The following is a 10,399-nucleotide window of genomic DNA, read 5'->3' on the forward strand; positions in this document are numbered from 1 at the left end:
GATTAAAATCCGTTTGGCAAGTTTGGCGATATCGGTATCGAATCCCGGCATCAATTGGTCGAAAAATTCAATCATCGTCACTTCCGAACCCAATGCGGTATAGACATCAGAAAATTCCAAGCCGATGTAGCCGCTACCGATAATTGCGATCCACTGGGGCAGTGTTTCTAATTTAATCGCATCGTCGCTAGTAAATACCGTCTTGCCATCGACTTCTATTCCTGGAGGTACGAAGGGAATCGAACCAGACGAAATCATCACATCTTTGGCTGTAATAATTTTCTCGCCTTCAGGTGTCGTCACGCTAATTTTCTGACTGGCGACAACTTTACCCCAGCCGCGAATCACTTCGACATTCAGACGCGTGAGGCTATTTGTTAAGTCACCGCGCAGCTTCGCGACGAGATTGCTAGCATGAGCGGCAATGCCCTCGCGATCGAAATTTACATTATCTACCTGAATCCCCATCGCCTTGAGATGGTGAGCGTTCCGCATTTCGCGGACTCTACCCGAAGCGGCGAGTAGAGCCTTAGAGGGGATACAACCGCGATTGACACAGGTACCACCCATATCTCCCGCTTCGATAATTGCCGTCTTGAGACCGCAACTGACAGCGTGGAGCGCGGCACCATGTCCGCCTACACCCGCGCCGATAATTACCAAATCATAGTCAAATTCTTGACTCACTTCACTTTATCCTCGTTGATGCTGACTCTCTATTTTCCCTCCGACCGATCGCCCTTGTAAAGGATCGATTTCCGCCAGAAGGCTACACGAACGGGAATAAGCGATCGAATTATCGATCGGCAAGATTATCTTACCCAACAAAGTTAGCAGATATTATCCAAAAGCAGCACAGATTGTCCGGCATTTTCTAGTAGATATTCGCTTGTCTAAAATTGAATAAATATAGCGAAGTCAAAGATCGGTATTAAATTGAATATATAAGGAACGTGGTAAGATCGGTCAAACTGATGCTATTAATTTGGAGATATTCGAGACAAAAATGGCTGAATTTATTAAAGATGAAGCAGAATTTAATTCTTTGTTAGGATCGGCAAATGTATTGGTAGTAGATTGTACAGCTACTTGGTGTGGCCCCTGTAAATTAGTGGCACCATTAATCGATCGATTGTCGGCGGAGTATGGAGATCGCGCTCAAATTCTCAAGCTAGATGTCGAGCCAAATCGAGCCTTAGCCAAAAGTTTGGGGATTAGAAACATCCCCGCTGTCATCTACTTTAAGTCTGGTGAAAAAATTGAAACGATCGTGGGAGTTAAGTCCTATGAAGAGTTCAGTCTAGCTGTAGAAAAGTTATTATAAAAGACCTTTTCAATTATTAAAACTTGCTCTATAAGAGCTGAGGCTGTTGGGTTTCGCTTTGCTCTGCTTGGTGGAACGCACGCTGAGGAGACCTCAGCGCGATTCCATCCGCTACCCAACCTACAGATCTACCAAACTAGATTCTAACTCGATAGACAACATTAATCTTTGGCTCGATCGATTCGCAAGAGGAATACCATTAAGGCGACGACACCAACCTGAATGCCAAGATTGGGGATTGTGGCTTCCAAATCTCTACCTGCGAGTAGCTTGAAGAAGAATACCAACCCACCAACGGCACCAGAAATCGCACAACTGACATATACAAACTGACGCAAGCCTCTAAATGGCGATTTTGCCTCTGCCTGGAGCCGACGCCAAAGTTCGGGATCGATCGAGTCGGGTTTTGGTTTTGGCTGTAATTCTGTCATTTTGTTCTCAAGTCAATTTATAATGATTGTTTGGGGAGATCGAGTTTTCCCAATCCTGCCGATGTGGCTCAGTGGTAGAGTAGTTGATTCGTAATCAATTGGTCGTGGGTTCAAATCCCATCATCGGCTTAGTCAGATGTACATTCGCACATTAAATGTCGCTATTTGCAAAGTATCTCGAACTACGGCGAATTAAGTAACTAATATCCTAACTTATCTAGGTGCAGATGTACTGTAAAAATCCAGATTATTCCGTTGCAAAGTTCGCACAGAGGCGGACTTTGCATTCCGAGCAGCGGTTTTTAACCGCTGAGATTCATAGTTAGCAACCTGAATTAATTAGTCAACCCATGTTCGAGTGCGTACCGCACTAGCTCGGTACGACTATTGGTGCCTGTTTTGCCAAATAGGCGACTGACATACTTTTCGACATTGCGGACGCTGGTTTCTAATTGCTTGGCAATTTCCTTATTCATCAACCCAGCCGCAACTAAATCGAGGACGCTTTGCTCGCGGGGTGTCAGATCGATCCGGATTGGGGGTGGTGTTTTAACGATGCCACTGGTAGGATTGAGCATCCCCCGCAATTCGGCGGCAATTTGTTTGGCGATGCCTTCCATTTCAGGATTTTGGGAAGCGGCTACCGCTACAGTCCTGCGCTCTAGCAGGTTTTGGACGATCGCGATCAGCTCGTCTGGGTCGAATGGTTTGGAGAGATAGGCATCGACACCAGCTTGATAGCCAGCAATCCGATCTGCTTTCATGCCTCTAGCGGTTAAGAAAATTACAGGTGTGGCTTTAAATCGATCGTCGTCGCGCATTTGTTTGAGAAACTGATAGCCATCTACCTGGGGCATCATCACGTCAGAAATAACTAAGTCGGGTAACTGTTGTTGTAATAGCTCCCAAGCATCTTTGGCACTACTTGCCACTTGTACGACATAGCCACTATCTTCGAGATATGCTTGCACTGCTTCGCGCAATCCCGGTTCATCATCTACCAGTAAAAGTTTACCTGCCATTATTTGCGTTCCTATGCCCTTGCTGTCTGTACTTCTCACTTTAGCAAAACTTGCAGGGTTTAATGTGAGTCCTACCCAGGATCGATCGTCGCATTCAGCAATAGCAAAACAGTCACCGATCGTTTTTAGATGCTTTTATCTTCTAATTTTAGGCGATCTGCGATCGATTTCAATCTCAAGCTGCACTGTCTATTATCTACGGTAGGCTTCTGCGAAGGCAGACGCTACGCGAACGCCAACGCGTTCGGTGTCAGTACTTTGGCCGATTGAATTTTAGGGGTATTTGCTATGATAGTAAAAGACAAACGAGTTTTAAAATTTGTCCGCATTTCTAACAGAATTAGATGTTAATAATTGTGATTTTAGCACCTATCGATAGTCGATAAAATTCGATTAGTTGGCATTGTTTGTTATCGACAAGCGAATGAATCTTGCTAGTATTTATTAACGATCTCCTCTGCTATCTCTAGTAGATTTAGTAGGACTCGGATTTTATTACTCAATTAATTATTTAAATTGATGCTCCTCACAAATACGTCAATTCCGACATCACTGATGGTCTCGATCTGGAGTTTGCGCTCTGTACCCATCAGTATGCTGATCCTCATGTTTGTGTACAATAGTGGTAGCACGAAGATTCCGCATCCCAATCTAAATTTCTGGTTTGATGCGTTGGCCATTGTCGGGATTGTGGGCATTATTGCCTGTTGGCATAAGCTAAAACGCTTACGCTGGAATGTCAGCTTTACGATTTATTTGTATATTTTTCTGGTGTTAATTTTACGCAATCCCTTTGGGATTTTAACTACTATATCTGACGGTAAAATAACAGCACTGAATTGGCAGAATTTCCTGCATAGTTTGTGGGTGGGCGTGGGTATATTTGGCATCGGAATGTTATTAGAAGTCTTAATTTATCATCTGCGTCAGCTCAAAACTTGGGCGTGGTGGTTGGCTCTATTCGTCTCGATCTCCTATGTATCTAGTATCGTGTTCTTTTTCTCAGGAACTTTAGGCATCTGGAGTCTACTCGATCCCGATACCAAGCAGGCATTTAGGCATTATCTCAGACAGGGTAAAACTCAGCAGTCATAGCGCAATTGTGAGGTTCGATCTCGCTTGGTAACCTCACATCTCGAATCGCCTCCTTTCGAGAAATCGTTGTAAGATCGAGAGCGTCCATCGCTCTGTTTGTCTTTTGAATATCTCTTCCTCCACATCTTCACTCAAAATTCTCATTCTCTCTACGCCTGTGGGTGCTTTAGGTTCTGGTTTAGGGGGAGGTGTAGAACTAACGATCGCCAATCTCGCCTGCGAACTGCAATCTCGCGGACATTCGATCGAGATTATCGCCCCTGCGGATTCTAGCTTAGGCGATCTGGCGATTATTCAAATCCCAGGCGAACTCCAACTCACCGCTCAAACTCAGGAACAGGCGGCAGCAATTATTATGCCTGGAGATCCAGTACTGGCGAATATGTGGGCAAAAGCCAGAACGATCCAACACGATTATGACATTATTTTTAATACGGCTTTCGATTGGTTGCCATTCTATCTCACCCCGTTTTTCGATCGACCGATCGCGCATTTCGTCAGTATGGGTTCGCAAATCGCCGCGATCGATTTAGCGATCGAACGCGTGGCGATCGATTTCCCTGGTACGATCGGCGTATGTACGCGCACTCAAGCCGAGACTTTTAGTTTTGGCGATCGATGTTGTATCGTCGGCGGTAGTGGCGTAGATCCGGCTATCTATGAGTACTGCGACACTCCTGAGGATACTCTGGCTTGGTTGGGCAGAATCTCGCCTGAAAAGGCTCTTGAAGATGCTGTCGCCGCCGCCGAGCGGACGGGGATGAAGCTCAAAATTATGGGCAAAATTCAAGATCCAGAATATTGGGCGCAAATTCAAAGCGAGTATCCCCACGCACCGATCGAATATTTGGGATTTTTACCCACTCATGAGCTACAACAAGCTCTCCGATCGTGTAAAGGAATGTTAATGACACCGCGTTGGGTCGAAGCATTCGGAAATGTAGCGATCGAGAGCTTTGCCTGCGGCGTCCCAGTCATCGCTTATCGGCGCGGGGGGCCTGCGGAAATCATTACCGATGGTGAAACGGGGTTTTTGGTCGAACCAGACAGTGTAGATGGCTTGGTGCGCGCGATCGAGCGATTGGATGAAATCGATCGAGCTAACTGTCGTCATGCCGCCGAAACAGTCTTCTCGCAATCGGCGTGGGGCACTGTGATGGAAAATTGGTTCGCTGGTTTAGCCGCTAGGCGAGAGAATCGATTGATATAGCAGTCGTCATAAGTGCTAGGACACACCCCCGACTGTCTTGTCTCGCTATACCGGCGGGAAACCCGCCGAGCGCGAGCCGCTTCTTCGAGAAGTCGGGGGTGTTGCAGTAATGGTTGAATTGTCCTAACAGACTTGGCGGTTGCTATAAAACCGCGAACTCAAAATTAAATGACTTCTAGCTCATCTTCGCGCATGTGTGCGCGCAGCTTGTCATTATCGAACTTGACAATCAGCGGGAAATTGGCACTGATAGGGCGACCTTTCCATTCAGTAGCAATCTTATCGATCGTGCCTTCTTGGTTGAGAATATCGACAGCTTGGCCGCGATGCTTGGGGTGATGATAGATAACTACCGATGTTTTGACACGAACGCGATCGCCTACTTGCATGTTTTTTAAAAACCTCAGTTACTGAAAATTGATAAAGTGCTGTCTCTGTGAGTCGATTCTCTTGCCGAGAGGCTACGCCAACGAATCGAATATTCGATCGCTCAACTTACCTCGATCGTCAAAGATTAAGTGATGAGTTCCTATTCTCTCATAATTAGCTGATGTCTCGATCGATCTCGATGGGAAACGATACAAGCCAAGAGACAGTGCTTTCGACAAACTATGTTTTTGTGGGGTAAAGGGTAAAGGGTAAAGGGGAATGGGTAATGGTTGATTCCCTATTCCCTATGCCCTAACTTAATACTTAGCAATCCCTTCCTCTCTGGCAGCTTTTTGCACCGCAGAAGCAACAGCGGTGGCAACGCGCTTGTCGAAGACAGAGGGGACGATGTACTCGCGATTGAGTTCGTTGGGATTGATGAGTGAAGCGATCGCTTTAGCGGCTTCTAAGCACATGTTGATGGTAATCTGATTGGCACGACAGTCGATCGCGCCTCGGAAGACGCCAGGAAAAGCGAGCACGTTATTGATTTGATTGGGATAATCACTACGTCCGGTTGCCATTACCGCCACATCATTAGTAATTAATTCCGGTTGAATTTCCGGAATCGGATTGGCCATTGCAAACACGATCGCATCTTTAGCCATCGATTTCACCATTTCTGGCGTGACGACTCCCGGCGCGCTGACGCCTAAGAAGACATCTGCACCTACCATCGCATCGGCGAGCGTTCCAGTTTGCGCGACGGCAAATTCTTGTTTCTCTGGATTTAAATCGGTACGATCGGTAGATAGAATACCTTTGGAATCGCAGATACAGATATGTTTGACACCCGCCGTCATAAATAACTTGGCGATCGCGATGCCCGCTGCACCCGCACCATTAATGGTAATTTTGACAGTATCGAGAGACTTTTTGACTAATTTGAGCGAGTTTAATAAAGCCGCAAGGGTGACGATCGCGGTACCATGTTGGTCGTCATGAAATACGGGAATATCTAATTCGGCTCGCAATCGCGCTTCGATTTCAAAACAACGCGGTGCGGCAATATCTTCGAGATTGATACCACCAAATACTGGTGCCAGATGTTTGACAGTTTTGATGATTTCTTCGGTATCTTGCGTATCCAAACAAATCGGGAACGCATCGAGTCCGGCAAATTCTTTAAATAACATTGCTTTGCCTTCCATCACAGGCATCGAAGCAGCGGCACCTAAATTACCCAATCCTAATACCGCGCTACCGTCGCTGACGATCGCGACTGTATTACACTTAATCGTTAGCTCGTAAACTCTTTCTGGTTCTTGGGCAATAGCCATACAGACGCGTCCGACACCTGGTGTATATGCCATCGCCAAATCCGACTGACGGGTGAGGGGAATCTTGCTCTCCATCCGAATTTTACCGCCGCGATGGAGTTGCATGGTGCGATCGAAAGTACTCGTCAGTCGGACTTCCGGAATCGACTTGACAACTTCAACAATTTGGTCGCCATGCTCTGTACTAGTCGCATCTACAGTCACATCGATTCGCGATAGCACCCGTGTTTGCTCGGTAATATCTAAGGTGCTGATATTGCCCCCGACAGAAGCGATACCCTGAGCGATACTCGCCAGCATACCCGATCGATTGGGCACTTCCAAGTGCATGGAAATACTAAAGGAAGAAGTAGGATTTAAATTTACCATCTCAGTTTTGACGCGTCCACAACTAGCAGCCTTAATTATAAAGGTTCGCGCTAGGAATCGATCCGCAATCGTCGAATTAGCGAGGAGGTTTCTAGTTTTGAAGCGCAACATTGTGGCAAACCACGCCTCTCATCAAAATCGCGTCTTCTCAGAAATAATTGTGACTCAACGACTCGACCTTGACTACAAAAGCAATCTCTTACCATATTACAGCTAAAATAGCTGCGATCGCGATCCCTGAGAATTATGTAGAGATATGTCACATTCCTAAGAGTTTGCGAACAAATGTTGCGAATACTTGTCTTAGTTGATAATGTGTGTTTATAGAATGCGCTACATTTCCACTGCTTGTATTAACTAGAGGTATTCCATGTTTTGTCGATCGATCGCTACATTCTAGCCACTGCTCGATCGGAAGAGGCTATCCCCAATGAGACTGAGCTTTACTAGTGTCTCACCTCGCCACGATCGCCAACAGCTTTTTGACATTATTTACCAGACACGATCGAAAATCGCGATCGTGATTTTAAGTTCCATCCAAATAGCTAGAACATCGATCTCCATGTCCGCATGGACGGATTGGTGCTCGATTTGCTGCCAGATTTTAACCCCGGAGGTTTTGAACGTGAAGATCCAAGGAAAAACAGCCCTCGTAACTGGGGCATCGCGAGGCATCGGCCAAGCGATTGCTTTTGAACTAGCCAAACATGGCGTTACGCGACTCTTATTGTTGGCACGTAACGAACGACGACTCGCAGAAATTGCGCTCGACATTGAAGCTATGGGCGTAGAGGTAATTCCCCTAGTAGTCGATCTGACAGATCGCGTCCGCGTCAATGTGGTTGTCTCTCAAGCATGGCGAGATTATGGGCAAATTCATTTACTCGTAAATTGCGCGGGTGTGGCTCATCAAGCTCCGTTTCTACAGTCGAAATTACCTGATGTCCAAGAAGAGATCGAAATCAATTTGCTCGGCATGTATACCATCACCCGTCTCATTGCACGGCGAATGGTATCTCAGCGCGAAGGCACGATCGTCAATGTAGCCAGTCTGATGGGCAAGGTAGCCGCTCCAACAATGTCTACGTATTCAGCGACTAAATTTGCAATTCTCGGTTTTACCCAAGCCTTACGGGGCGAATTGGCCAGTCACAACGTCCGGGTAATATCACTGTTACCTACCCTTACGGATACGGATATGGTGCGAGATCTGCAATTATTTTGGGGCATCTTGCCAATGTCTCCCCAACGCGTAGCACAGGCTCTCATCCGAGGGATCGAGCGCAACGATCGCGAAATTATCATCGGTTGGCAAAGTTATTTGGCAGTCTGGGGTAATTATCTAGTCCCTCGCCTAGTCGAACGTGCGATCCAGCTTGCGGCTCCACTCCCCAGCCGGAATAATTCTTGGCTGAGACTGGGAGTCAGAGGTTAGCAACTCAATCGGTGGCAACGATCTAGTTGCTCTATTCCCCCGATCGTCGCTCGAAATCGTGCCAAGGATACCTCGGCACGATTTTGGGTGAAATGCTACGAAAAACATACTTTTTAGTTACCTTTTCCCATAGTCGTGCGATCGAGCATCCAGATGCCTTTTTTTGGCCGCAAAATTATCGAGAATGGCGGTTTAGAGCGATAATTTACTCAGTAACATTACTAGCAAAAGCTACGCGATTATACTGAGCGAACAAATTAGAATGAGTTATGATCGATCGAAGATACATAGCTGTAATCGAGATCGAAATGTCGGGCATTGTGTGTTTGCAACACCATCAATGACTCAACTACCGATCCAACATAATGTATAAAAAATAACTAATTCTTCCCAATCGATCTTGTAGGATAGTTGCCCTTTAGCCATTCCGATCTTTTTTGCAATAACTATGTTTACCAACCTCATCTCTAAAATTCACGATTGCTCGCGAGCAGAAGATATACTCCACGCCAGTGTTGAAAGCGTCAAACAAGCACTCAACTGCGATCGAGCATTAATCTTTAGTTTACAACCGCAGAGTATGTGTCAGGTTGTCGCCGAATCGGTGAATTTAGGGTTTCCGCGAGCGTTTGAAACCACGATCGACGATCCTTGTTTTCAAGCACGACATATCGATATCTATCGTCAGGGCAAAATTACCACGATCGAAAATGTCCGTGAAGCTAAGATTACATCTTGTTATGTCGAGATGCTAGACAAACTAGCCGTTAAAGCTAACTTGGTAGTGCCAGTATTGTTACCAGGTGGTGAGCTATATGGCTTATTAATCGTGCATCAATGCTCCCATCCTAGAGCTTGGAAACCAGAAGAAATTACCCTCGCCGCACAGATGGCGATGCAAATAGGTTGGGCATTAGATAATGCCGTGAGGTGGTCGGAGTGTCAGCGCATTCAATTATCGCTCGATCGACAACGCGATTACAATGATTTATTATCAGCCGCCAGCCAAAAAATTCATCAGGGAACGACTCGTGCTGAAGTGTTGCAAATTGCCACTACTCAAGCTCAAACTATTTTAAAGGCCGATCGGGCCATCGTCTACGCATTCGATCGACCGAATACAGGTAGGGTAGTAGCCGAATCGACATTACCTGCATTAGCACCAATTAGGGGCATCACGATCGAAGATCCCTGTTTTGAACCAGATTATATCGATAAATATCAACATGGTGGCGTTATGTCGATCGACAACATCCATCAAGCTGGTATTCGCGAATATTTTGTCGATAACTTAGTAAAAATTGCAGTCAAAGCTAGTATTTCAGTCCCGATTATCGGCAGTCAAAATGAGTTATTTGGATTGTTAGTAGTGCATCAATGCTTTAATTATCGTAACTGGCTGGACGTAGAAGTAGATTTGCTTAGGAACATGGCCTTTCAAGCTGGCTTAGCTTTTACAAAATCCCATTTCCAAGAAGAAATAGTCGCGATGAAATCTTCACTCAAGCGTGCTGGTTTGGTCAAAGAAACCATTACTAATGCAGATACTCAAATCCAACATGTGAAAGAGTCACTCACCAGCTCCGTTCAAACCTTAGACGAAGCCAAACATCTGATGCGATTGCTCAGTCATGAGGTACTTTCTCTGACTCAAAAGTTTTCGAGCGAAGATATCAATCTCATCCGAATTATTGCTAAAAAATTGCAGAGCAATACCGAATCAGCCACCATGGGTACGCTCTCGCTGCAATCCAATATAGCCGAACTAGAAACCGCGATCGATTCGGCAATTAAGGTGTATAAA

At 45.9% G+C, this 10,399-nt stretch carries 11 protein-coding genes and 1 tRNA gene; 7 read left to right on the plus strand and 5 right to left on the minus strand.

What is annotated here, in order from left to right:
• Window positions 1-687, minus strand: a 687-nt coding sequence (locus C7B77_RS14650; protein ID WP_181243869.1) for an FAD-dependent oxidoreductase, incomplete at its 3' end; no start/stop codon positions are given.
• A 319-nt stretch (window positions 688-1,006) separates the two neighbouring features.
• On the opposite strand from C7B77_RS14650, the gene C7B77_RS14655 reads away from it, so the two are divergent.
• A complete protein-coding gene (locus C7B77_RS14655) occupies window positions 1,007-1,324 on the plus strand; it encodes a thioredoxin family protein (RefSeq protein ID WP_106306087.1) in 318 nt (105 codons plus the stop codon).
• A gap of 161 nt (window positions 1,325-1,485) precedes the next feature.
• Here C7B77_RS14655 and C7B77_RS14660 read toward each other — a convergent pair whose 3' ends face one another.
• On the minus strand, window positions 1,486-1,755 hold the full coding sequence (locus tag C7B77_RS14660; RefSeq protein WP_106306069.1) for a DUF3493 domain-containing protein: 270 nt from the start codon (window positions 1,753-1,755) through the stop codon (window positions 1,486-1,488).
• Between the two features lie 57 nt (window positions 1,756-1,812).
• Here C7B77_RS14660 and C7B77_RS14665 point away from each other — a divergent pair.
• Window positions 1,813-1,884: transfer RNA gene (locus tag C7B77_RS14665), tRNA-Thr, on the plus strand.
• 206 nt (window positions 1,885-2,090) lie between these two features.
• On the opposite strand, the gene C7B77_RS14670 is transcribed toward C7B77_RS14665, so the two are convergent.
• Window positions 2,091-2,777, minus strand: coding sequence for a response regulator transcription factor (locus C7B77_RS14670; protein ID WP_015158165.1), 687 nt, complete (start codon window positions 2,775-2,777; stop codon window positions 2,091-2,093).
• A gap of 129 nt (window positions 2,778-2,906) precedes the next feature.
• Here C7B77_RS14670 and C7B77_RS30030 point away from each other — a divergent pair, with 129 nt between their 5' ends.
• The 3 genes from C7B77_RS30030 to C7B77_RS14680 all read left to right on the plus strand — a co-directional run bounded on the left by C7B77_RS30030 (window position 2,907) and on the right by C7B77_RS14680 (window position 5,082).
• Window positions 2,907-3,047 carry a hypothetical protein gene (locus C7B77_RS30030; protein WP_181243870.1) on the plus strand — a complete coding sequence of 47 codons (141 nt, stop codon included), beginning with the start codon at window positions 2,907-2,909 and terminating at the stop codon, window positions 3,045-3,047.
• 249 nt (window positions 3,048-3,296) lie between these two features.
• The gene (locus tag C7B77_RS14675) at window positions 3,297-3,872 is read left to right on the plus strand and encodes a hypothetical protein (RefSeq protein ID WP_146138331.1); all 576 of its coding nucleotides are present in this window, start codon (window positions 3,297-3,299) and stop codon (window positions 3,870-3,872) included.
• A 103-nt stretch (window positions 3,873-3,975) separates the two neighbouring features.
• Entirely contained in the window at window positions 3,976-5,082 is a 1,107-nt protein-coding gene (locus C7B77_RS14680; RefSeq protein ID WP_342761358.1) for a glycosyltransferase family 4 protein, read from the plus strand.
• 164 nt (window positions 5,083-5,246) lie between these two features.
• On the opposite strand, the gene C7B77_RS14685 is transcribed toward C7B77_RS14680, so the two are convergent.
• Together C7B77_RS14685 and C7B77_RS14690 are read right to left on the minus strand one after the other, a co-directional pair.
• The gene (locus C7B77_RS14685) at window positions 5,247-5,471 is read right to left on the minus strand and encodes a ferredoxin-thioredoxin reductase variable chain (RefSeq protein WP_106306078.1); all 225 of its coding nucleotides are present in this window, start codon (window positions 5,469-5,471) and stop codon (window positions 5,247-5,249) included.
• A 297-nt stretch (window positions 5,472-5,768) separates the two neighbouring features.
• Window positions 5,769-7,160 (minus strand): NAD-dependent malic enzyme, encoded by a 1,392-nt coding sequence (locus tag C7B77_RS14690; RefSeq protein ID WP_106306090.1) that lies wholly within the window; start codon window positions 7,158-7,160, stop codon window positions 5,769-5,771.
• A gap of 625 nt (window positions 7,161-7,785) precedes the next feature.
• On the opposite strand from C7B77_RS14690, the gene C7B77_RS14695 reads away from it, so the two are divergent.
• Both C7B77_RS14695 and C7B77_RS14705 read left to right on the plus strand, forming a co-directional pair.
• A complete protein-coding gene (locus tag C7B77_RS14695) occupies window positions 7,786-8,595 on the plus strand; it encodes an SDR family NAD(P)-dependent oxidoreductase (protein ID WP_106306093.1) in 810 nt (269 codons plus the stop codon).
• A 448-nt stretch (window positions 8,596-9,043) separates the two neighbouring features.
• Window positions 9,044-10,399, plus strand: a 1,356-nt coding sequence (locus C7B77_RS14705) for a GAF domain-containing protein (RefSeq protein WP_106306084.1), incomplete at its 3' end; no start/stop codon positions are given.

Source organism: Chamaesiphon polymorphus CCALA 037 (assembly GCF_003003845.1).
In the GTDB taxonomy this organism is placed as follows: domain Bacteria; phylum Cyanobacteriota; class Cyanobacteriia; order Cyanobacteriales; family Chamaesiphonaceae; genus Chamaesiphon; species Chamaesiphon polymorphus.